We start from the raw sequence: 19,944 nt of genomic DNA, 5'->3' as shown, positions 1-19,944 counted from the left end.
ATCCGCGGTATTTGAGGCTTTTTTTCATGCAGGCGTATCAGCGCGATTTCATTCGCTTTGCCATCGATCGCGGCGTTTTGCGCTTCGGTGAGTTCACCCTCAAGTCCGGGCGCACCAGCCCGTACTTCTTCAATGCCGGCCTGTTCAACAGCGGTTCTGCCCTGGCGCAACTGGGTCGTTTCTATGCGGCGGCGATCGTCGAGAGCGGCATCCCGTTCGACGTGCTGTTCGGCCCAGCCTACAAAGGCATCCCGCTGGCCGCCACCACCGCCGTCGCCCTGGCTGAACATCACGACCGCGACTTGCCTTGGTGCTTCAACCGCAAGGAAGCCAAGGCCCATGGCGAAGGCGGCAGCCTGGTGGGTGCCCCGCTGACCGGCGACGTGTTGATCATCGACGACGTCATCACTGCCGGCACTGCCATTCGCGAAGTGATGCAGATCATCGCTGCCCAGGAAGGCGCCAAGGCCGCTGGCGTGCTGATCGCCCTGAACCGCCAGGAGCGCGGCAACGGTGAGCTGTCGGCGATCCAGGAAGTGGAGCGTGACTTCGGCATTCCGGTGATCAGCATTGTGTCGCTGAACCAGGTGCTGGAGTTTTTGGCCGACAATCCGCAGCTCAAGCAGCATTTGCCGGCGGTTGAGGCTTATCGGGCGCAGTTTGGTGTCTGAAAAACCAAAGGCCCTGCGAGACAGGGCCTTTTATTCAGTGGCGCTCACTTGCGAAGGCAAAGGGCGCGCAGTAAAGCATCCACTTGTCCAAACGCGTCCTGTTGCCACTGGTCCGGGGTCCGATCCTCAAGGATTTGGCTGTCTTCGACGAAACGCCTTACAGAGGTCGGGCCATAGCCGTCGGCTACATCAAATTTTTGGCAGATGTGCAGGAAGCCTTGTTCGCCACTTCCGGTTTCAATGACGGGGCGGCATTCTTCAGCGAGTGCCGCTATGCCACCTGGATAATTACGGACGCAATAGTAGATGTCGTAGGCGTCTTTTTGCTTATGTCGCCCATTAAGGGCATAGCCCTTCATCGCGAGCAGTGCCGGGATAGAGCAAACGGCAACCTCGACGCGATTTTTGCCGCCAGTTGGCATGGGGCCTTCAATCGCGACCATCTGATAGAACCGCATTGCCAGATCGGCGCCATCGGCACGTTGAACCGCAAAGTCATTCAGGATAGGCGGTTTGTTCTGGATGATCTCGGCATCGCGAGGCATCAAGAAATCCACGATCACATCTATCGGGGCGCCCCCATCGTTCACGGGAACCTGGCGGACGAGCTGGAAGCGTCGTAGCTCTCCTCTTTGCTCATACCCATTGCCCATCAGGGCCTCGACCAGTGTTGCGTACTCGCCATCGCCAAGTGCTTCTGCATCTAGGCTCAAGTCGACGTCGAGCGTACCCACATGCTGCATGTCATTATGGGCAAGGAGCAGCCATGGCACCGCTCCTCCGATCACTGCGAACTTGCCTTTGAAACTTCCCAGAATCTGGCCCATTTCGACGAGCACGGCCTTCACTGCGGCCGTAGTCCTATCCTCATAATCCGAGGCAGATTGAGGCTCTTGCGGCACTAACGGGGCCATGTCAATTTTTCCTGGCGTAAATACTCAGCAGCTTCTTTTGCGCGTTCTCCGGCCACCGTCAAATCCAGATAGGTCTGAACCGGGCTGGTGCACAGCACGCCGGGTGCTGCTTCGACGGTGTCCAGTAAAAGTCCTTCGTCCCTGGGAACGGTGATCACCACATTTTCGCCCTTGGCCGCAGGGACAAGCTGTAGAGCTTCGATCAGTTTATCCAACCCTTCACTGTCGGCATAAAAGTAATGCGTGCCCACACGGGCATAGGGCGCGAGCCATTGCGCGGCGGAAAACGAGGAGAAAAGCGTGCGCCCGCAGCTCTGTTCGCCAATAACGCTCCGCGCTGCATTTTCCAGGGCGCTGCCATGTAAGGTGGTATAGAACTTTTTACGCTCCCCCGATGGAGGTTCGTAGGCCTCGACCCATGCATCCAGCAGGGCCTGAGGATCGCATAGGAAGAATCCATTGCTTGTTACCTGCCCCCATTCCCGATCAAGCAGGGCGGTACGCACATTGCTAACTTGACCCAAGCTTGCGCTGGCCACTTCGGAGAGCTCAATTACCCGCCATGCATGGGCCGGTTCGCGCAGCATTGCACGAAGGATCTGTGCTGACTTCGGCTTGAAGAGTGACTTCAGCTCTCTATGTTCTGCTGGCGGCTTATCCGCAACTTGACGGTCGATGAATACGCCATCGAATGAAATCCAGGCATTACCCTCAAGGTCCAAGTAGCCGACACCTTTTTCCCGACATGCCTGCCTGGCAGCTGGCGAGAGATAGGGGGCGATTACGATAGCTGTGACGTCAATGTCCCACGCAGTTACGTAGTCACGAAGCTGAAGGATGGCTGCGTTTACAAATCTGGGCTGCCCACTGGCTTTAACCTCGCAGACCAGAGAGCGAGATTTACCCGATGTGGCTATTTCAACGATGAAATCGGGGGCCCAGTATTTTGTCTGCGGCGCGGCTTCCAGGCTTTTTATTTCGATGATTGGCACTTTGCGCAGGAGATCGCACAACGCCTCTTTTGAGCTTTTTTCGAAATCTTTCATTGATGGAGCCCTTTTCAACGAATGTTGAAAATAGGTCAACTGGTGAAATTCTTCCAGTATTTTCAATAAATATGGCAGTTTCAGCGTTTGTTGAAATGCGCGTATTTGATGAAACTCCAGCTTCCCTCGACATTCTCGAGCGCAAAAAAAATCGCGAGCCTCGCCAGCCCTAACGGATTTTCGCAAACTCGAAAATCCAATTGGAGCTGTAAAGGTCGCGATCTGTTGCGTTTCCGGTATTAAGGCCGCTTGCGATTGCTGATCAACGTACCCACACCCGTATCGGTGAAGATCTCCAGCAGAATCGCATTCGGCACCCGGCCGTCGATGATCAGCGAGCTGCCGACGCCGCCCTGCACCGCTTCCAGCGCGCAACGAATCTTCGGCAGCATGCCGCCGTAGATGGTGCCGTCGGCGATCAGGTCATCGACCTGCTGGGTCGACAGTCCGGTCAGGACTTTGCCCGACTTGTCCATCAGGCCGGCGATGTTGGTCAGCAGCATCAGCTTTTCAGCTTTCAGTGCCTCGGCCACCTTGCCCGCCACCAGGTCGGCGTTGATGTTGTACGACTCGCCGTTGGCGCCCACGCCGATGGGCGCGATCACCGGGATGAAGTCGCCCTTGACCAGCAGGTTCAGCAGATCGGTGTTGATACCGACCACTTCGCCCACATGACCGATGTCGATGATTTCCGGCTGGGTCATCTCCGGTGTCTGGCGGGTCACGGTGAGTTTCTTCGCCCGGATCAGCTCGGCGTCCTTGCCTGTCAGGCCGATGGCGCTGCCGCCATGACGATTGATCAGGTTGACGATGTCCTTGTTGACCTGGCCGCCCAGGACCATTTCCACCACATCCATGGTCTGCGCGTCGGTCACGCGCATGCCATCGATGAAGTGGCTTTCGATCGACAGGCGCTTGAGCAGGTCACCGATCTGCGGGCCACCGCCATGCACCACCACCGGGTTGATGCCCACGGCCTTCATCAGCACGATGTCGCGGGCGAAGCCGGTCTTGAGCTCCTCGCTTTCCATCGCGTTGCCGCCGTATTTGATCACCAGGGTCTTGCCGACGTAGCGTCGGATATAAGGCAACGCTTCGGACAGGACCTTGGCGGTGTTGGCGGCGGCTTCGCGTTCGAGGGTCATTCAGGGCTCCGGTAGTGCTTCAAAAAATCAAAACGGTAGTTGGAGATCAGGTGCAACACGTTTGAGTTGGGTGTGGAATACATCCTTGATGCGCTGCAGTTCAGCCTCGTTGTCGGCCTCGAAACGCAGTACCAGCACCGGTGTGGTGTTGGATGCGCGAACCAGGCCCCAGCCGTGGGGATAGTCGACCCGCACACCATCGATGGTGGTCAGTTCGGCGCCTTCACCCCATTGAGCGTCGTGCAGTGCATCAATGATGCTGAATTTGCTCTCTTCGGTCACATGGATATTGATTTCTGGCGTAGAAATATCGTTCGGGAAGGTTGCGAACAGCTCTTCGGCCGTGGATTTTTCCTTGCTGAGGATTTCCAGCAGGCGCGCGGCGCTGTAGATGCCGTCGTCAAAACCGAACCAGCGTTCCTTGAAGAAGATGTGGCCGCTCATTTCGCCGGCCAGCAGGGCGCCGCTTTGTTTCATTTTCTTCTTGATCAGCGAATGGCCGGTTTTCCACATCAGTGGACGACCGCCGTATTCCTTGATCAACGGCACCAGGCGACGGGTGCATTTAACGTCAAAGATGATTTCGGCGTTCGGATTGCGCGCTACCACGTCCTTGGCAAACAGCATCAGCAGGCGGTCGGGGAACACCACGCTGCCGGTATTGGTCACCACGCCCACGCGGTCGCCGTCGCCGTCGAAGGCCAGGCCCAGGTCGGCGTTGGTTTCCTTGACCTTGGCGATCAGGTCTTCAAGGTTTTCCAGCTTGCCCGGATCCGGGTGGTGGTTAGGGAAGTTGCCATCCACGTCGCAGAACAGCGGGATGACTTCGCAGTTCAGGGCTTCGATCAGTTGCGGGGCGATCACGCCAGCCGCGCCGTTGCCGCAGTCGACCACCACTTTCAGGCGACGAGCGAGCTTCACGTCCTTGACGATTTCGTCGTTGTAGCGTTCGAGGATATCGACCTTGGTGATGCTGCCCTGGCCGCTGCTCAGGTCGTTGGTCTTGAGGCGGGTGTGCAGGGCCTGGATCTGCTCGTTGGCAAGGGTGTCGCCAGCGATGACGATCTTGAAGCCGTTGTAGTTCGATGGGTTGTGGCTGCCGGTGAGCATCACCCCGGACTTGCCGGCCAACACGTTGGCGGCGTAATACAGCGCCGGGGTAGGCACCAGGCCCACGTCGCTGACGTGGCAGCCACTGGCGGCGACGCCTTTTATCAGTTGTTCGACCAGCTCAGGCCCCGACAAACGGCCATCACGGCCGACGCACACGTTCGGTTCGCCCTGGGCCAGGCTCTGGGAGCCAATGGCCCGGCCGATCCAGTAGGCGGTTTCGGCGGTGAGGGTTTCCGGTACCACGCCACGGATGTCGTAGGCGCGGAAGATGCTGTCAGGGAAGATCGGGGCGATTGCGGCTGGGGTGTTCATGGGCGGGGCGCTCTATCAGGAAAGTGACTGGACAGGCCGACGGGTCGCGTCGGCAGGCTCAAGCTGAAGGGTATGACGGCGTTTTTGACAGAGAGTTCGTGGTGGGAAAATGCCATGAGACAGCGTTACCCCGGCCTCGCTCGCCTAATACGTTGATTCCGGGTGGGAAACCTAGCAGAAAGCCATTGCGCATTTTTTGTCCTGAAACACAAGCTTCACAAACGGGCCGGGCAGGACGCCCGGCTTGAAAACACCGGTCAATGGCTGCCGGAATGCCCAAAACCACCCGCGCCACGCTGGCTTTCGTCGAATTCTTCGACCAGTTCGAAGTGGGCCTGGACCACCGGCACCAGCACCAGCTGCGCGATGCGTTCGCCCACGGCAATGTTGAAGGCTGTTTGGCCGCGGTTCCAGCACGACACCATCAGTTCGCCTTGATAGTCGGAGTCGATCAGGCCCACCAGGTTGCCCAGCACGATGCCGTGCTTATGGCCCAGGCCCGAGCGCGGCAGGATCAGCGCGGCCAGGCCAGGATCGCCGATGTACACCGACAGGCCGGTAGGAATCAGCAGGGTCTGGCCCGGCTCCAGGATCGTGTCCTGCTTGAGCATCGCCCGCAGGTCGAGGCCGGCGGAGCCCGGTGTGGCGTATTGCGGCAGCGGGAATTCGTTGCCGATGCGTGGGTCGAGGATCTTGGCTTGTAGGGCGTGCATGACATTAAACCTGGTTCAGACGTTCGGCGATAAAAGTGATCAGCTGGCGGGCAATCTTGCTCTTGCTGGTCTGGGCGAAAAGTGTGGCGTGCAACTGGCGGTCGATCACGCTGCAGGCGTTTTCTTCGCTGTTGAAGCCGATGCTCGGGTTGGCCACGTCGTTGGCGACGATCAAGTCGAGGTTCTTGTCCTTGAGCTTGCGTGCGGCGTAATCGAGCAGGTGTTCGGTCTCGGCGGCAAAGCCGACACTGAACGGGCGGTCGGGGCGGGTGGCGATGCTGGCCAGGATGTCCGGGTTGCGCACCATTTGCAGGAGCAGGCCGTCGCCGCTTGTAGGGTCTTTCTTCAATTTTTGCGGGGCGACGACTTCGGGGCGGTAGTCCGCCACCGCCGCCGAGGCGATGAACAGGTCGCAGGGGATGGCGGCCTCGCAGGCTGCGAGCATGTCCCGGGCGCTGACCACATCGATGCGCGTGACCCGGTCCGGGGTCGGCAGGTGCACGGGGCCGGTGATCAGTGTTACCCGGGCGCCGGCTTCTACCGCGGCTTCGGCCAGGGCGAAGCCCATTTTCCCGGAGCTGTGGTTGGTGATGTAGCGCACCGGGTCGATGTTTTCCTGGGTCGGTCCGGCGGTGATCAGCACGTGCTTGCCGGTCAGGGCCTGGCGCTGGAAGCAGTCGGCGGCGCACTGGGCCAGGTCGGTGGCTTCAAGCATGCGGCCCATGCCGACATCGCCGCAGGCCTGGCTCCCAGAGGCCGGGCCGAAGACTTTCAGGGCGCGGCTTTCGAGCAATTGCAGGTTGGCCTGGGTGGCCGGGTCGCGCCACATGGCCTGGTTCATGGCCGGCGCCACGGCGACCACCGCGTCGGTGGCGAGCACCAGGGTGGTCAGCAGGTCGTCGGCGATGCCCTGGGCCAAACGGGCGATCAGGTCCGCCGTGGCCGGGGCGATCAGCACCAGGTCGGCCCACTTGGCCAGTTCGATGTGACCCATGGCGGCTTCGGCCGCCGGGTCGAGCAAATCCAGGTGGACCGGGTGCCCGGATAGGGCTTGCATGGTCAGCGGGGTAATGAACTCGCTGCCACCACGGGTCATGACGACCCGTACTTCCGCGCCCTGGTCGATAAGCCTGCGAACCAGCTCGGCGCTCTTGTAGGCGGCAATGCCGCCGCCGACGCCCAGAACGATGCGTTTCCGATACAGCCGCTGCATAGGCCTGCCTTTCGATTTCAGTGGTCAGTGCAAGACGAACCCCTCGGCAGCAGCTGCCAGGGTGCAAATCGCCTGCAAAAAAGATGGGCTACGATATCACAGCGACCGCTATGGAACAGCGGCGCCCACAATCAGGGAGATGCCATGAGTATTCGCGATTGGCCCGCGGCCGAGCGGCCACGGGAGCGGTTATTGGCGCTAGGGGCAGGGAGTCTATCGGACGCCGAGCTGCTGGCGATTTTTTTACGCACCGGCGTGTCGGGAAAAAGCGCGGTGGATCTGGCGCGACAACTATTGATTCAATTTGGCAGCCTGCGCGCGCTGCTTGAAGCCGATCAGATCACATTCAGTAATCATATGGGGCTCGGGCCGGCGAAGTTTGCCCAGTTGCAAGCCGCTCAGGAAATGAGTCGTCGGCATTTGGCTGAACGGGCACGGGAAAAGACCACGCTGGAAAGCCCGTTCGCGGTGCGTGAGTACCTGAAATCGATGCTGCGTCACGAACCCCATGAGGTGTTCGGTTGCCTGTTTCTCAATGCCAAGCACCAGGTGCTGACCTTCGAGGCGCTGTTCCGCGGCTCTATCGACAGCGCCAGTGTCCATCCCCGGCAGGTCGTCAAGCGCGCCCTGGCCCACAACGCCGCCGCGTTGATCCTGTGCCACAACCACCCCTCCGGCAACACCGAGCCCAGCCAGGCCGACCGGGTGCTCACTGAACGGCTTCAGGAGGCGTTGGAGCTGATCGATGTGCGGGTGCTCGACCATGTCATCGTTGGCGATGGGGAGCCGTTATCCATGGCGGAGCGTGGGTGGATGTGAGGCAGCGGCAAGCTGTCAGCTTCAAGCCGCAAGTTCAGAGCCGGGTGTGATCTGCTCTTGAGCTTGCAGCTTGCAGCTTGCAGCTTGCAGCTTACGGCTTGAGCCTGACCTTCGAGTAATCCTGCCGCCCAAACGGGCTGACCGAGTAACCCTGCACATCCTTGCGGGTCAGGGCGAACGCGGTCGGGTGCGCCAGGGGTAGCCACAGAGCCTGTTGCTGGATCTGGGCCTGGGCCTGCTCGTAGAGCTTGGCCCGCACGCCTTGTTCGCCAGTGGTCTTGCCGGCGCTGATCAGCTTGTCCAGGTCGGGATTGCAGTAGCGGGCGAAGTTGGTGCCGGACTTGACCGCCGCGCAGGAAAACTGTGGCGTGAGGAAGTTGTCCGGGTCGCCGTTGTCGCCGGCCCAACCCATGAACAGCAAATCATGTTCGCCGGCCTTGGCGCGACGGATCAGTTCGCCCCATTCGATCACCCGGATCTCGGCCTGGATGCCGATCTGCGCCAGGTCGGATTGCAGCAGTTGTGCGCCGACGCTGGGGTTGGGGTTCAGCAGGCTGCCGGAAGGGCGGGTCCAGATGGTGGTCTGGAAGCCTTCCTTCAAGCCGGCCTTGGCCAACAGGTCGCGGGCCTTGGCCAGATCATGGGTGTAGCCGGGCAGGCTTTTGGCGTAGCTCCAGGTGTTGGGCGGGTAGGGGCCATTGGCGGCTTCGGCGGTGCCTTCGAAGACGGTCTTCAGGTAGCTGGCCTTGTCGAAGGCCAGGTTGATGGCTTGGCGCACCTCAGGCTTGTCCAGCGGCGGATGCTGGCTGTTGATGGCCACGAATGCGGTCATGAAGGCGTCGGTCTGCTCGACCTTCAGCGTAGGTTCTTGCTTGGCGGCTTGTACGTCCAGCGGCTTGGGCGACAGGGCGATCTGGCATTCGTTGCGACGCAGTTTCTGCAGGCGCACATTGGCATCCGGCGTGATGGCGAAGACCAGCGGGTCCACTTGGGGCTTGCCGCCGAAATAGGCGTCGTTGGCCTTGTAGCGAATCGAGGCGTCCTTCTGGAACCGGCTGAAAATGAACGGGCCGGTGCCGACCGGCAGGCTATTGAGCTTTTCCGGCGTACCGGCCTTCATCAACTGATCGGCGTATTCGGCCGAGTAAATGGAGGCAAAACCCATGCTCAACGTCGCCAGGAAGGTTGAGTCGGCGTGATCGAGGGTGAAGCGCACGGTCAACGGGTCCAGCGCATCGACTTTCTTGATCAGCGCTGGCAGTTGCATGGACTGGGCGTGGGGGAAACCGCTTTGCGCCACCTTGTGCCAGGGGTTCGCCGGGTCGAGCATGCGCTCGAAGCTGAACTTCACGTCCTCGGCGGTCAGGTCGCGGCGCGGCGTGAAGTAGTCGGTGTGGTGGAGCTTGACCTGTGGCCGCAGCTTGAACACGTAGGTCAGGCCATCGGTGGAGACTTCCCAGCGCTCGGCCAGGCTGGGGACCACTTTGCCGCCGGCGGTATCGAAGTCCACCAGGCGGTTCATCAGCACGTCGGCGGAGGCGTTGGTGGTCGTCAGGGAGTTGTACTGGACGACATCGAACCCTTCCGGGCTGGCTTCGGTACAGACGCTTAGGGCGGCGGCCAAGGCCTGTGGGGTGATCAGCAGAGGGGCGAGCAACAATGGTAGGGCAGCGAGGCGCATGGTCGGTTTCCTGTGCAAGTCGAAGGCCCATCTGCGAGTGCAGTCTGGAAAAGGCCTACCCTAGTGGGCTCGCCGCTAAATGACTATCCCCTTTTTGCATTTTCCGGCACTCTGCGCCGACGCGTGGATGGACTAAAAATCGCCACAGGTGAAAAAAACCTGCATGCAGCGACGAGCGGTAAGGTGCTGTGCCAGCCTCTGCCCCCGCCGCCCGGGGCGGTTGGTCGATGATTCGCCATGAAGACAAATCACATCGGCTGTTGTTGCACTGTGGTCTTTCTGGTATAAAGCAGCGCTCTTTTCTAGGGGCCCGGTTCCTTCACTGTAGGTGTAGCCGGTAAGACCCTTAAAGAAACGCGGCGCCTGGCGCCAAATGACTGAGAGATTAAGCGGCCAACCCATGCCGGGTTGGGCATGTGGTTTTAGAGGGCTGAGGCATGTCGAGAGTCTGTCAAGTTACCGGTAAGGGTCCGGTGACTGGGAATAACATTTCCCACGCAAACAACAAAACCCGTCGTCGTTTCCTGCCGAACCTGCAGCATCACCGCTTCTGGGTTGAAGAAGAGAAACGTTTTGTGCGTCTGCGCGTATCTGCCAAGGGCATGCGTATCATCGACAAGCGTGGCATCAGTGTCGTGCTGGCCGAACTTCGTCGCGATGGCAAGGTTTAAGGGAGCTAATCATGCGTGAATTGATTCGTTTGATCTCGAGCGCCGGTACTGGTCACTTCTACACTACCGACAAGAACAAGCGTACTACCCCGGACAAAATCGAGATCAAGAAATATGATCCGGTTGTTCGCAAGCACGTGATCTACAAGGAAGGCAAAATCAAGTAATTGATTTTTCCCTTCTTACGAAAAAGGCCCGTATCGCGAGATACGGGCCTTTTTTGTTGCGCTTGGATTGTGTGGTCAGCGACGAGGGGGTCAGCCGCAGTTGATGCTGACAATGATCCTGTCGGCGTCGGTGTGCAGGTTGATCCGTCGCGGACGCAGGTCCCAGCTCGACGGATATTTCGGGCCTGTGGCGCGGACGGGGGCTCCATTGGCCAAGGCGCGAACCTCTTCAAGCAATTGAGGGGTGCATTTTTGGCCGATGGTGTATTGGGCGATGGCGAGATCGCATTGATCGGGTACGACGGGCATATTGCCTCCTTGCAATAGTAATAGGGTCAGGGCGCTCACCTGTCGGTTGGCCGCACGTCCTGTGCGTGCCGTTGCGACGATAAAATACGTGATGCCCGTGAGCAGTCTTATCTGCTGCGCTGGTCTTGACCAGCGATAGAGTGTCAGCTTCTTTTTCGGCGGGGCTCAAGCCTTCTGCTCGAACACCACGTAAATCTTGCGGCACGGCTCCAGCACTTCCCAAGTGCCCTGGAAACCCGCTGGGATCACAAAGCGGTCGCCAGCCCGCAGGGTCTTGGCATTGCCATTGTCGTCCCGCAGCACGGAAACACCCTGGACGATCTCGCAATACTCATGCTCGGTGTAATTGACCGTCCACTGGCCGACGGCGCCTTCCCATACGCCCGCGTTCATCTGCCCGCAGGGGCTGCTGTAATGGTTGAACACGGTTTGCTCGGGGTCGCCCTTGAACACCTTGGCCGGGTCCGGGCGATAACGTTCGGCGGTGGTATTGGCCTGGCTGAAATCGACGATGTCCTGAATGCTCATGCGGGTGATCCCCAGTGATCGCTTGGAAGGCTTCGAGTCTATGTTTATTAAAACGAACATCGCAAGGTCGTTTGCCCGCGTTGTGTCAAATATATTGAAACATGACCAGCCGCTGGTTTAGGGTGGCGGGTGCCCTATGCCGAAAACGGCGCCGAAACCAGGCTGGTTGGGCAGAATACTTTTGAGCGCTGCGCACCGCGCGGCGTTCGTACTCAATAAGAGGAGGACACACGCATGACCACCCTGACTCGTGCCGACTGGGAACAACGCGCCCGCGACCTGAAGATCGAAGGCCGCGCCTTCATCAACGGCGAGTACACTGATGCGGTGTCCGGCGAAACCTTCGATTGCCTCAGCCCGGTCGATGGCCGCCTGCTGGGCAAGATCGCCAGCTGTGATGTCGCCGACGCCCAGCGTGCAGTCGAAAACGCCCGCGCCACATTCAGTTCCGGCGTCTGGTCGCGCCTGGCACCCAGCAAGCGCAAAGCCACCATGATTCGTTTTGCCGGCCTGCTCAAGCAGCATGCCGAAGAACTGGCCCTGCTCGAAACCCTCGACATGGGCAAGCCGATCAGTGATTCCCTGAACATTGACGTTCCCGGCGCGGCGCAAGCCTTGAGCTGGAGCGGTGAAGCCATCGACAAGCTCTACGACGAAGTGGCGGCTACGCCGCACGATCAGTTGGGCCTGGTAACCCGTGAGCCGGTGGGTGTCGTGGGCGCTATCGTGCCCTGGAACTTCCCGTTGATGATGGCCTGCTGGAAGCTCGGCCCGGCACTGTCCACCGGTAACTCGGTGGTGCTCAAGCCGTCGGAAAAATCCCCGCTGACCGCTCTCCGCATCGCCGCACTGGCGATCGAGGCCGGCATTCCGAAGGGCGTGCTGAACGTGCTGCCAGGCTATGGCCACACCGTCGGCAAGGCCCTGGCCCTGCATATGGACGTCGATACGCTGGTGTTCACCGGCTCTACCAAGATCGCCAAGCAACTGATGATCTACTCCGGCGAATCCAACATGAAACGTATCTGGCTGGAAGCCGGCGGCAAGAGCCCGAACATCGTGTTCGCCGATGCCCCGGACCTGCAAGCCGCCGCCGAATCCGCCGCCAGCGCCATCGCCTTCAACCAGGGCGAAGTCTGCACTGCTGGCTCGCGGCTGTTGGTGGAGCGTTCCATCAAGGACACGTTCCTGCCACTGGTGATCGAAGCCCTCAAGGGCTGGAAGCCTGGTAACCCTCTGGACCCGGCCACCAATGTCGGCGCCCTGGTCGATACCCAGCAGATGAACACCGTGCTGTCCTACATCGAGGCCGGTCACAGCGACGGCGCCAAACTGGTGGCCGGCGGCAAGCGCATCCTTGAGGAAACGGGCGGTACGTACGTCGAGCCGACGATTTTCGATGGCGTGAGCAACGCGATGAAAATCGCCCAGGAAGAGATTTTCGGCCCGGTGTTGTCGGTCATTGCCTTCGACACCGCCGAGCAGGCCATCGAGATCGCCAACGACACGCCGTACGGCCTGGCCGCGGCGGTATGGACCAAGGATATCTCCAAGGCTCACCTGACCGCCAAGGCCCTGCGTGCCGGCAGCGTCTGGGTCAACCAGTACGACGGCGGCGACATGACCGCGCCGTTCGGTGGCTTCAAACAGTCTGGCAACGGTCGCGACAAGTCGCTGCATGCGTTCGACAAATACACCGAGCTGAAGTCGACCTGGATCAAGCTCTGATCCCTTTTGTGGGAGCGGAAGATTTGCGGTAGACACACATCCCCTGTGGGAGCGCGCTTGCTCGCGATCGCGGTATGACAGTCGACGACTTTGTTGAATGTCGCGCCGCTATCGCGAGCAAGCTCGCTCCCACAATGTTTTGGGTGGCGCTTGGGATTGATAACTGTCCACAGGAGCGTGGAAATGCGTTGGGCGACCTATTTCGCCGTGTTGGCGTCTGTCCTGAGTGTCGGCCTGGCCTTGGGTGTGAGCATGCCGCTGGTGTCGCTGCGCCTGGAGGGCTGGGGTTATGGCTCGTTCGCCATTGGCGTGATGGCCGCCATGCCGGCCGTGGGGGTGTTGCTCGGGGCCAAGATGTCCAGCCGGCTGGCGGCGCGGTTTGGCACGGCAGCGTTGATGCGTCTGTGCCTGTGGGGCGGCGCGGTGTCCATCGGGTTGCTGGCGCTGCTGCCCAGCTATCCGGTCTGGCTGCTGCTGCGCCTGTTGATTGGCGTGGTCCTGACCTTGGTGTTCATTCTGGGTGAGAGTTGGATCAACCAACTGGTCATTGAGAAATGGCGTGGGCGACTGGTGGCGCTGTACGGCAGCAGCTACGCCTTGAGCCAGTTGTCCGGCCCGCTGCTGCTGGGCGCGCTGGGGACCGCTCATGACTACGGGTTCTGGGTGGGTGTCGGTTTGCTGCTGGTCGCACCGTTACTGTTGCTGGGCCGTAGCGGTGCGCCGAGCAGTGAGGCCGGCAGCGTTACGTTTGGCGACTTGTGGACGTTTTGCCGAGGCTTGCCGGCGATTGCCTGGGCGGTCTCGTTGTTCGCTGCGTTCGAGGCCATGATCCTCACGTTGCTGCCGGTGTATTGCCTGCGCCAGGGCTTCACCGCCGACGTAGCGCTGGCGATGGTCAGCACCGTGGTGGTCGGTGATGCCCTGTTGCAGTTGCCCATTGGTGCCCTCGCCGATCGCGTGTCTCGTCGGGCGCTGTTGACGGGCTGTGCAGTGGCGCTGACGGTATCGAGCCTGGCGGTTCCGCTGTTGATCGATACCCTGTTGATCTGGCCGCTGTGGGTACTGTTCGGCGCCAGTGCCGGCGGTTTGTTCACGTTGTCGCTGATCCTGATCGGCGAGCGTTACCGTGACGATGCGCTGGTGCGGGCCAACGCCCACGTCGCGCAACTGTGGGGCCTTGGTTGCCTGATCGGGCCGCTGGTGGCGGGAGCGGGCAGTCAGTGGATCAGCGGGCATGCGCTGCCTTTGTTCATGGCCGCAGGGGCGTTTGGCCTGGTGATCCTGCTGTTGCGCCAGGGGGCATTCGGGGCGACACAGGCGGCCTGAGCACACCAAACCCCTGTGGTGAGGGAGCTTGCTCCCGCTCGGTTGCGCAGCAACCGCAAAAGCCGGGACTGCTTCGCAGTCCAGCGGGAGCAAGCTCCCTCGCCACAACAGCGGGGTGCCCCTACAGCATCCGCTCCAGCCCGATCGTCGTGCTGAACCAGGCATTGAATCGGCGCCACCAACTGCCCGGTTCGCGGTTCAGGTCGTGCGTCTGGCCATTGTCTTCGGTGGTCCAGACGAGCGTTCCATCCTCCAGCCTGGCCTGATAGCTCAGGGCTGGCGCCATGCCCTGCAAGGCCAGTTCGCGCACTTGGCTGGCGAGTTCAGGGCTGTCCACCAACACGCCGACTTCGGTGTTCCACAGCACCGAGCGCGGATCGAAATTGAACGAGCCGATGAAGGATTTCTGCTGGTCGAAGATGATCGCCTTGCTGTGCAGGCTGGAGTCCGATTGGCCGTAGGACTTGCTGTAGAACAGGTGCGGGCTGCTGCCGGTGTCGCCCGGTTGTCGTCGCAGTTCGAACAGGCGCACGCCATGTTGCAACAGGGCCTTGCGGTACGGTGCATAGCCGCCGTGCACGGCGGGCACGTCGGTGGCTTCCAGGGAGTTGGTCAGCAGGCTCACCGACACGCCGGCATCGGCGCGACTGGTCAGGTACACCAAGCCTGGCTGGCCGGGGACGAAGTAGGCGGAAATCATGATCAGTTCTTTGCTGACACCCGTCAGCTCGGGGGCCAGTTGGGTGGTCAACAACAGTTGAGGGTCCGGTTCGTCCTTGGCCAGCACTTTGCTGGGCGCGTCCCACAGTGCCTGGTTCCAGGCCCAGATCAGTTGATCGCGCCAAGTGTCCAGGCGCGGTTGGGTTTTGTAGGCGGTCAACTGCTGGTAGAGCGCGTGGTTTTCCTTGTGGGTCTGCTCCAGGGACTCTTGCAGGCGCAGGCGGTTGTTGGCCAGGTCCTTGGGCGTGGGGCGATGGGACAGGAACTGTTCGATGGGTTTGCTCAGGGCGCTGTTCCAGTACTGGTCGAAGCTGTGGCCCAATTGTTCGGCCACCGGACCGACACTGAGCAGGTCGATGTCGGTGAAGTTCAGGTTGGGTTCGGCGTCGAAGTACTCATCGCCCAGGTTGCGACCGCCGACGATGGCCACGCTGTTGTCCGCCAGCCACAGCTTGTTGTGCATCCGGCGGTGTTGCAACGACAGGTTGAACAGGCGCCCAAGGCTGCGAGTCACGCCGGTGGCGCGTCCCAGGTGCAGCGGATTGAACAGGCGGATCTGGATTTGCGGATGGGCGGCGAGGGTGGCGATGATCTGATCCTGGCCATCGCTGGTGGTGTCGTCCAGCAATATCCGTACGCGCACGCCCCGGTCGGCGGCCTTGAGCAATTCATCCACCAGCATCCGCGTGCTGATGCCGTCATGGACGATGTAGTACTGCAAATCCAGGCTGCCTTGGGCGTGGCGAATCAACTCGGCCCGGGCGATGAACGCGTCGGTGCTGTCCGACAGCAGCCGAAAGCCCGAGCGTCCTTCATGGGCGGCAGCCTGGGCCTGGACCGAGCGGCCGAACGAAGATTCGGCGGCCGGTAAGGCCTGGGAGGGCTCGCGAGTGACATCAAGACTGGCGCAGCCGCTCAGCAGTGAGGCGACTAACAGCAGCGCAGGCAGGATCGGTCTGGATCTCACGTAGGATCGTTCCGCTTGTTCACGTTGATCGGCTGTTGGGTGCTGCTTCCCTGGGTAAAGTTCAGACGACGTCGCGCTGGGTTTCGTTCAACAACGCGATAGCGGCGGTTCCGACCTTGCGTACGGCCTCTTCGATCTGGGCCGTTGGCTTGGCAGCGTAGTTCATCCGCAGGCAGTTGCGGTACTTGCCCGATGCCGAAAAGATGCTGCCGACAGCGACCTGCACGCCTTGGTCGAGCAGGACCCGATTGAGCTTCAGCGTGTCGAAGCCTTCCGGCAATTCGACCCACAGCATGAAGCTGCCCCGCGGGCGACTGGCCCGGGTGCCCGGTGGGAAATAGCGGCTGACCCAATCGATCATCACGTCGCGATTGCGCTGGTATTGCGTACGCATCCGGCGTAAATGGGGTTCGAAATGCCCGCCCTTGAGAAATTCGGCAATGGCGATCTGCGGTTGTGGCGCGGTGGAGCCGGTGCTGATGTATTTCATGTGCAGTACCCGCTCCAGATACCGGCCCGGCGCGACCCAGCCAATGCGCAGTCCTGGCGCCAGGGTCTTGGAAAAAGAACTGCAGAGCAGGACGCGGCCGTCTTCATCGAAGGACTTGATGGTGCGCGGGCGAGGGTAGGTGTAGGCCAGCTCGCCATACACATCATCTTCGATGATCGCCACGTCGAAGCGCTGTGCCAGGGTCAGCAGCGCGCGTTTATTAGCGTCGGGCATGATGTAGCCCAGCGGGTTATTGCAGCTGGGAGTCAACTGTATGGCCTTGATCGGCCATTGCTCCAGCGCCAGTTCCAGGGCATCGAGGCTGATGCCGGTGAGCGGGTCGGTGGGGATTTCCAAAGCCTTCATGCCCAGGCCCTTGAGGGTTTGCATGGCCCCGTGAAAGCTGGGTGAATCCACTGCGACGATATCGCCTTGTTCGCAGGTGGCGCGGATGCTGACCGACAGGGCCTCATGACAGCCAGTGGTGACGATCAAGTCGTTGGGCCCCAGCTGGCAGCCGGAGTCCAGCGACAGCCGGGCGATCTGTTCACGTAGCGCGAGGTTGCCGTAGATGTTGTCGTAATACAGGCCGGGCATGTCTTGTCGGCGGCTGATCTGCGCCAGGCTGCGCAGCAGCGGTTTCATGGTCGGCGAATGGATATCCGGCATACCGCGTCCCAGTTGCACCACGTCCGGGCGCGGTACGGCGCGGATCAGTTCCAGCACCTGGTCCCACTGGGAAATATCCACTGGGCGCTGGGCCGGACGGCCTACCACCGGCAGGTCCGGCAGTTCACGGCCCACGGGTACGAAATAGCCGGACTTGGGCCTCGGCATCGCCAGCCCGCTGTCTTCCAGCACGCGATAGGCCTGCTGCACCGTACTCAAGCTGACCCCATGTTCCGTGCTCAATGCCCGCACTGATGGCAGCCGGTCGCCGGGGCGGTAGAAGCCCTGTTCGATGCGGGTACCGAGCAATTCGGCGAGGTTCACGTAGAGGGTCATGGTGCGCTCCCGATGAGATGAGGCAACTGCAACCAATACAGTTGGGGTGGAAAATGGCAATTCAGTGCCGTTAATGCTGAATCTGTATGCTTATAAAAGAAATCAGTTGAATCTGTATCGCTTCAAGCCGTCCGCGCATCATGAAACCTCTGGCTACCCAAGTAAACAGGAGCGATCAAAATGAACGGCTTGAGCGATGTGCGGCTGACGTTACACAGTCAGGAACTGGCGGCAGGGCGGGAGAAAGGGCTGCGCAGCGCGACATTGCGCAATGCGCCGTCCGGCCTGAACCGCTGGGCCCTGTTCTGGCATCGTCTGCATACACGCAAGGCCTTGTTGGAACTTACACCCGAACAGTTGCGTGACATCGGGCTGAGTCGGGAGCAGGCACGGGAGGAGGGGCTCAAACCGTTCTGGCGGCTTTGAAGCAATAGAAACCCGGTGGCGAGGGAGCTTGCTCCCGCTCGGTTGCGCAGCAACCGCAAAAAGAAGGTCTGCTACGCAGCCCAGCGGGAGCAAGCTCCCTCGCCACCGGATCCGGGACTAAACCAACTCTTTCCACCGGATCCAGGACTAAACCAACTCTTTCAACCGATGCCACAACATCCCCAGCGCCAACAGCGGCGAGCGCAGGTGCTTGCCTCCCGGGAAGGTCATGTGCGGGACCTGGGCGAACAGATCGAAACCGCTGCTGTGCTGCCCGCTGATGGCTTCGGCCAACAATTTGCCGGCCAGGTGCGTGGCATTCACCCCATGGCCGGAATAGGCCTGGGCGTAATACACATTGGGTTGGTCCTTGAGCCGACCGATCTGTGGCAAACGGTTGGCGCCGATACCAATCATCCCGCCCCATTGATAATCGATTTTCACATCCGCCAATTGCGGGAACACCTTGAGCATCTTCGGACGCATGTAGGCGCCAATATCCTGCGGGTCGCGACCGGAATAGTGACAGGCCCCGCCAAACAGCAAGCGTCGATCCGCCGAAAGCCGGTAGTAGTCCAGGGCCACGCGTTGATCGCAGACCGCCATGTTCTGTGGCAACAACGCCTGCGCCTGGGCCTGGCTCAAGGGTTCGGTGGCGATGATGTAGCTGCCAGCGGGCAGCACTTTGCCGCCCAGTTGCGGATTGAGTCCATTGAGGTAAGCGTTGCAGCCCAGCACCAGCGTCTTGGCGCGGACCGAGCCCTGTTGGGTGTGCACCTTCACTTCAGGACCGTAGTCGATCCGTGTGACCGCCGATTGCTCGAACAGCCGGACCCCCAGCTGTTGCGAGGCGGCGGCTTCGCCCAGGGCCAGGTTCAGTGGATGCAGATGCCCCGAGCCCATGTCGATCAACCCACCGACGTAGCGATCCGAACCCACGACGCTGTGCATTTCGTTGGCTTGCAGCAGTCGGGTCGGATGGCGATAACCCAGGCTGCGCAGTTCTTCGGCGTCTTCGGCGAAGCCCTCCAGGTCGCTGGGCTTGTTGGCGAGGTCGCAGTAACCCCAGGTGAGGTCGCACGGGATCTGGAAACGCTCGACGCGCTGTCGGACGATTTCCACGGCCTCAAGGCCCATGAGCTTCATCTGGCGCACGCCGTCGGCGCCGATGATCGGCGCAAACTGATCGAGGCCATGGCCGACGCCACGAATCAATTGGCCGCCGTTGCGCCCGCTGGCGCCCCAGCCGATCCGGTGCGCTTCCAGCAGCACCACGCTCATGCCGCGCTCCGCCAGTTCGATGGCCGTGTTCAACCCGGAGAACCCGCCGCCGACCACGCAGACATCCGCCAGCAGTTCACCCTGCAGCAGCGGATGGTCCGGTTGCGGCAGGCTGCTGGCGGCGTAATAAGAGGCGGCGTGCGCGTGGCTCGGGACAGGTTGCTGAACACGGGCGTTCATGTGCGTAATCCTGATTTTTGTGTTTGAGAAATTTTACGGAGCATAAGCTGGCGATTCCTTACTGGGCAACACCGGTCGGCTGGCGTTGTCTGGTGCGCGGCTTTTAAGGCAGAATCCTGGACCGTCTCCTTCGGTAACCGCCTCGATGAGCTGCAACAGTCAAAAAATCCGCACGCTACGCCAGCAGATTCCCTCGTTCGAGTGCGTACCGGGCTGCCATGATTGCTGTGGTCCGGTGACCACCTCGCCCGAGGAAATGGCCCGTTTGCCCCGCAAGACCCGGGCCGAACAGGACGCGGCCATGGACGCACTCGACTGCGTGCACTTGGGGCCCGACGGTTGCACCGTCTACGACGAGCGCCCGCTGATCTGCCGGTTGTTCGGCACCACGGCGACCTTGCCGTGTCCCAATGGACGGCGGCCGGTGGAGCTGATTCATCCGCGGGTCGAGAAGCAGATTCATGAATACATGGCTGCTAATCGGCAGGTTCTAGTCTAGTGAGATCGTTCCCATGTTTC

19 protein-coding genes and 1 pseudogene are annotated in these 19,944 nt (G+C 60.8%); 8 read left to right on the top strand and 12 right to left on the bottom strand.

Annotated elements, in window-relative coordinates; genetic code table 11:
• Nucleotides 1–26 precede the first annotated feature (26 nt).
• Nucleotides 27–671 carry an orotate phosphoribosyltransferase gene (pyrE, locus tag V7773_RS27850; protein ID WP_336076264.1) on the top strand — a complete coding sequence of 215 codons (645 nt, stop codon included), beginning with the start codon at nucleotides 27–29 and terminating at the stop codon, nucleotides 669–671.
• A 44-nt stretch (nucleotides 672–715) separates the two neighbouring features.
• Here pyrE and V7773_RS27845 read toward each other — a convergent pair whose 3' ends face one another.
• The 6 genes and pseudogenes from V7773_RS27845 to coaBC all read right to left on the bottom strand — a co-directional run bounded on the left by V7773_RS27845 (nucleotide 716) and on the right by coaBC (nucleotide 7,127).
• Nucleotides 716–1,585, bottom strand: coding sequence for a hypothetical protein (locus V7773_RS27845; protein WP_336076263.1), 870 nt, complete (start codon nucleotides 1,583–1,585; stop codon nucleotides 716–718).
• Nucleotides 1,573–2,631 carry a type IV toxin-antitoxin system AbiEi family antitoxin gene (locus V7773_RS27840; protein ID WP_336076262.1) on the bottom strand — a complete coding sequence of 353 codons (1,059 nt, stop codon included), beginning with the start codon at nucleotides 2,629–2,631 and terminating at the stop codon, nucleotides 1,573–1,575. Before V7773_RS27840 ends, V7773_RS27845 begins: the two co-directional genes overlap by 13 nt.
• Before the next feature lie 239 nt (nucleotides 2,632–2,870).
• Nucleotides 2,871–3,776, bottom strand: coding sequence for an acetylglutamate kinase (argB, locus tag V7773_RS27835; RefSeq protein WP_003206871.1), 906 nt, complete (start codon nucleotides 3,774–3,776; stop codon nucleotides 2,871–2,873).
• 27 nt (nucleotides 3,777–3,803) lie between these two features.
• Nucleotides 3,804–5,207, bottom strand: a pseudogene (locus V7773_RS27830) (phosphomannomutase/phosphoglucomutase); the annotation flags it as partial.
• Between the two features lie 251 nt (nucleotides 5,208–5,458).
• Nucleotides 5,459–5,914, bottom strand: a complete 456-nt coding sequence (gene dut, locus V7773_RS27825) for a dUTP diphosphatase (RefSeq protein ID WP_003206867.1) — start codon at nucleotides 5,912–5,914, stop codon at nucleotides 5,459–5,461.
• Nucleotides 5,915–5,918: 4 nt separating this feature from the next.
• Nucleotides 5,919–7,127, bottom strand: a complete 1,209-nt coding sequence (gene coaBC / locus V7773_RS27820) for a bifunctional phosphopantothenoylcysteine decarboxylase/phosphopantothenate--cysteine ligase CoaBC (protein ID WP_003206865.1) — start codon at nucleotides 7,125–7,127, stop codon at nucleotides 5,919–5,921.
• Between the two features lie 144 nt (nucleotides 7,128–7,271).
• On the opposite strand from coaBC, the gene radC reads away from it, so the two are divergent.
• Nucleotides 7,272–7,946: a RadC family protein gene (radC, locus tag V7773_RS27815; protein WP_336076261.1), complete on the top strand. Its 675-nt coding sequence runs from the start codon at nucleotides 7,272–7,274 to the stop codon at nucleotides 7,944–7,946.
• Between the two features lie 91 nt (nucleotides 7,947–8,037).
• Here the strand turns inward: radC and V7773_RS27810 are convergent, their stop codons facing one another.
• Entirely contained in the window at nucleotides 8,038–9,627 is a 1,590-nt protein-coding gene (locus V7773_RS27810) for an ABC transporter substrate-binding protein (protein WP_336076260.1), read from the bottom strand.
• 437 nt (nucleotides 9,628–10,064) lie between these two features.
• Here V7773_RS27810 and rpmB point away from each other — a divergent pair, with 437 nt between their 5' ends.
• Nucleotides 10,065–10,298 (top strand): 50S ribosomal protein L28, encoded by a 234-nt coding sequence (rpmB, locus tag V7773_RS27805; RefSeq protein ID WP_003177273.1) that lies wholly within the window; start codon nucleotides 10,065–10,067, stop codon nucleotides 10,296–10,298.
• Nucleotides 10,299–10,309: 11 nt separating this feature from the next.
• Nucleotides 10,310–10,465 carry a 50S ribosomal protein L33 gene (gene rpmG / locus V7773_RS27800; protein ID WP_003177274.1) on the top strand — a complete coding sequence of 52 codons (156 nt, stop codon included), beginning with the start codon at nucleotides 10,310–10,312 and terminating at the stop codon, nucleotides 10,463–10,465.
• A 90-nt stretch (nucleotides 10,466–10,555) separates the two neighbouring features.
• Here rpmG and V7773_RS27795 read toward each other — a convergent pair whose 3' ends face one another.
• Together V7773_RS27795 and V7773_RS27790 are read right to left on the bottom strand one after the other, a co-directional pair.
• A complete protein-coding gene (locus tag V7773_RS27795; RefSeq protein WP_063323806.1) occupies nucleotides 10,556–10,774 on the bottom strand; it encodes a peptidase inhibitor in 219 nt (72 codons plus the stop codon).
• Nucleotides 10,775–10,939: 165 nt separating this feature from the next.
• Nucleotides 10,940–11,302: a cupin domain-containing protein gene (locus V7773_RS27790; protein ID WP_072343141.1), complete on the bottom strand. Its 363-nt coding sequence runs from the start codon at nucleotides 11,300–11,302 to the stop codon at nucleotides 10,940–10,942.
• A gap of 234 nt (nucleotides 11,303–11,536) precedes the next feature.
• Between V7773_RS27790 and V7773_RS27785 the strand changes: the two genes are divergently transcribed.
• Both V7773_RS27785 and V7773_RS27780 read left to right on the top strand, forming a co-directional pair.
• The gene (locus V7773_RS27785; protein ID WP_063323808.1) at nucleotides 11,537–13,030 is read left to right on the top strand and encodes an aldehyde dehydrogenase; all 1,494 of its coding nucleotides are present in this window, start codon (nucleotides 11,537–11,539) and stop codon (nucleotides 13,028–13,030) included.
• 183 nt (nucleotides 13,031–13,213) lie between these two features.
• Entirely contained in the window at nucleotides 13,214–14,356 is a 1,143-nt protein-coding gene (locus V7773_RS27780) for an MFS transporter (RefSeq protein ID WP_336076259.1), read from the top strand.
• Nucleotides 14,357–14,477: 121 nt separating this feature from the next.
• On the opposite strand, the gene V7773_RS27775 is transcribed toward V7773_RS27780, so the two are convergent.
• Both V7773_RS27775 and V7773_RS27770 read right to left on the bottom strand, forming a co-directional pair.
• Nucleotides 14,478–16,043 (bottom strand): phospholipase D family protein, encoded by a 1,566-nt coding sequence (locus V7773_RS27775; protein WP_336076258.1) that lies wholly within the window; start codon nucleotides 16,041–16,043, stop codon nucleotides 14,478–14,480.
• A 61-nt stretch (nucleotides 16,044–16,104) separates the two neighbouring features.
• A complete protein-coding gene (locus tag V7773_RS27770; RefSeq protein ID WP_072343125.1) occupies nucleotides 16,105–17,538 on the bottom strand; it encodes an aminotransferase-like domain-containing protein in 1,434 nt (477 codons plus the stop codon).
• Between the two features lie 180 nt (nucleotides 17,539–17,718).
• Between V7773_RS27770 and V7773_RS27765 the strand changes: the two genes are divergently transcribed.
• Nucleotides 17,719–17,964, top strand: coding sequence for a DUF1127 domain-containing protein (locus V7773_RS27765; protein ID WP_092221266.1), 246 nt, complete (start codon nucleotides 17,719–17,721; stop codon nucleotides 17,962–17,964).
• A 147-nt stretch (nucleotides 17,965–18,111) separates the two neighbouring features.
• On the opposite strand, the gene V7773_RS27760 is transcribed toward V7773_RS27765, so the two are convergent.
• Complete coding sequence (locus tag V7773_RS27760; protein WP_336076257.1) at nucleotides 18,112–19,425, bottom strand: NAD(P)/FAD-dependent oxidoreductase; 1,314 nt, start codon at nucleotides 19,423–19,425, stop codon at nucleotides 18,112–18,114.
• Between the two features lie 145 nt (nucleotides 19,426–19,570).
• Between V7773_RS27760 and V7773_RS27755 the strand changes: the two genes are divergently transcribed.
• On the top strand, nucleotides 19,571–19,924 hold the full coding sequence (locus V7773_RS27755) for a YkgJ family cysteine cluster protein (RefSeq protein WP_063323814.1): 354 nt from the start codon (nucleotides 19,571–19,573) through the stop codon (nucleotides 19,922–19,924).
• The last annotated feature ends 20 nt before the right edge of the window (nucleotides 19,925–19,944 follow it).

Source organism: Pseudomonas sp. 3JA (assembly GCF_036961705.1).
Taxonomy (GTDB): domain Bacteria; phylum Pseudomonadota; class Gammaproteobacteria; order Pseudomonadales; family Pseudomonadaceae; genus Aquipseudomonas; species Aquipseudomonas fluorescens_Q.
This window is presented reverse-complemented; position numbering and strand designations above follow the sequence as displayed.

Excerpts from the sequence above, each read along its gene's own strand:
- V7773_RS27845 (WP_336076263.1), bottom strand. The coding sequence starts at position 1,585 with ATGGCCCCGTTAGTGCCGCAAGAGCCTCAATCTGCCTCGGATTATGAG.
- V7773_RS27755 (WP_063323814.1), top strand. The coding sequence starts at position 19,571 with ATGAGCTGCAACAGTCAAAAAATCCGCACGCTACGCCAGCAGATTCCC.
- argB (WP_003206871.1), bottom strand. The coding sequence starts at position 3,776 with ATGACCCTCGAACGCGAAGCCGCCGCCAACACCGCCAAGGTCCTGTCC.
- V7773_RS27785 (WP_063323808.1), top strand. The coding sequence starts at position 11,537 with ATGACCACCCTGACTCGTGCCGACTGGGAACAACGCGCCCGCGACCTG.
- V7773_RS27810 (WP_336076260.1), bottom strand. The coding sequence starts at position 9,627 with ATGCGCCTCGCTGCCCTACCATTGTTGCTCGCCCCTCTGCTGATCACC.
- rpmB (WP_003177273.1), top strand. The coding sequence starts at position 10,065 with ATGTCGAGAGTCTGTCAAGTTACCGGTAAGGGTCCGGTGACTGGGAAT.
- radC (WP_336076261.1), top strand. The coding sequence starts at position 7,272 with ATGAGTATTCGCGATTGGCCCGCGGCCGAGCGGCCACGGGAGCGGTTA.
- V7773_RS27790 (WP_072343141.1), bottom strand. The coding sequence starts at position 11,302 with ATGAGCATTCAGGACATCGTCGATTTCAGCCAGGCCAATACCACCGCC.
- pyrE (WP_336076264.1), top strand. The coding sequence starts at position 27 with ATGCAGGCGTATCAGCGCGATTTCATTCGCTTTGCCATCGATCGCGGC.
- V7773_RS27780 (WP_336076259.1), top strand. The coding sequence starts at position 13,214 with ATGCGTTGGGCGACCTATTTCGCCGTGTTGGCGTCTGTCCTGAGTGTC.
- coaBC (WP_003206865.1), bottom strand. The coding sequence starts at position 7,127 with ATGCAGCGGCTGTATCGGAAACGCATCGTTCTGGGCGTCGGCGGCGGC.
- V7773_RS27770 (WP_072343125.1), bottom strand. The coding sequence starts at position 17,538 with ATGACCCTCTACGTGAACCTCGCCGAATTGCTCGGTACCCGCATCGAA.
- rpmG (WP_003177274.1), top strand. The coding sequence starts at position 10,310 with ATGCGTGAATTGATTCGTTTGATCTCGAGCGCCGGTACTGGTCACTTC.
- dut (WP_003206867.1), bottom strand. The coding sequence starts at position 5,914 with ATGCACGCCCTACAAGCCAAGATCCTCGACCCACGCATCGGCAACGAA.
- V7773_RS27795 (WP_063323806.1), bottom strand. The coding sequence starts at position 10,774 with ATGCCCGTCGTACCCGATCAATGCGATCTCGCCATCGCCCAATACACC.
- V7773_RS27765 (WP_092221266.1), top strand. The coding sequence starts at position 17,719 with ATGAACGGCTTGAGCGATGTGCGGCTGACGTTACACAGTCAGGAACTG.
- V7773_RS27840 (WP_336076262.1), bottom strand. The coding sequence starts at position 2,631 with ATGAAAGATTTCGAAAAAAGCTCAAAAGAGGCGTTGTGCGATCTCCTG.
- V7773_RS27760 (WP_336076257.1), bottom strand. The coding sequence starts at position 19,425 with ATGAACGCCCGTGTTCAGCAACCTGTCCCGAGCCACGCGCACGCCGCC.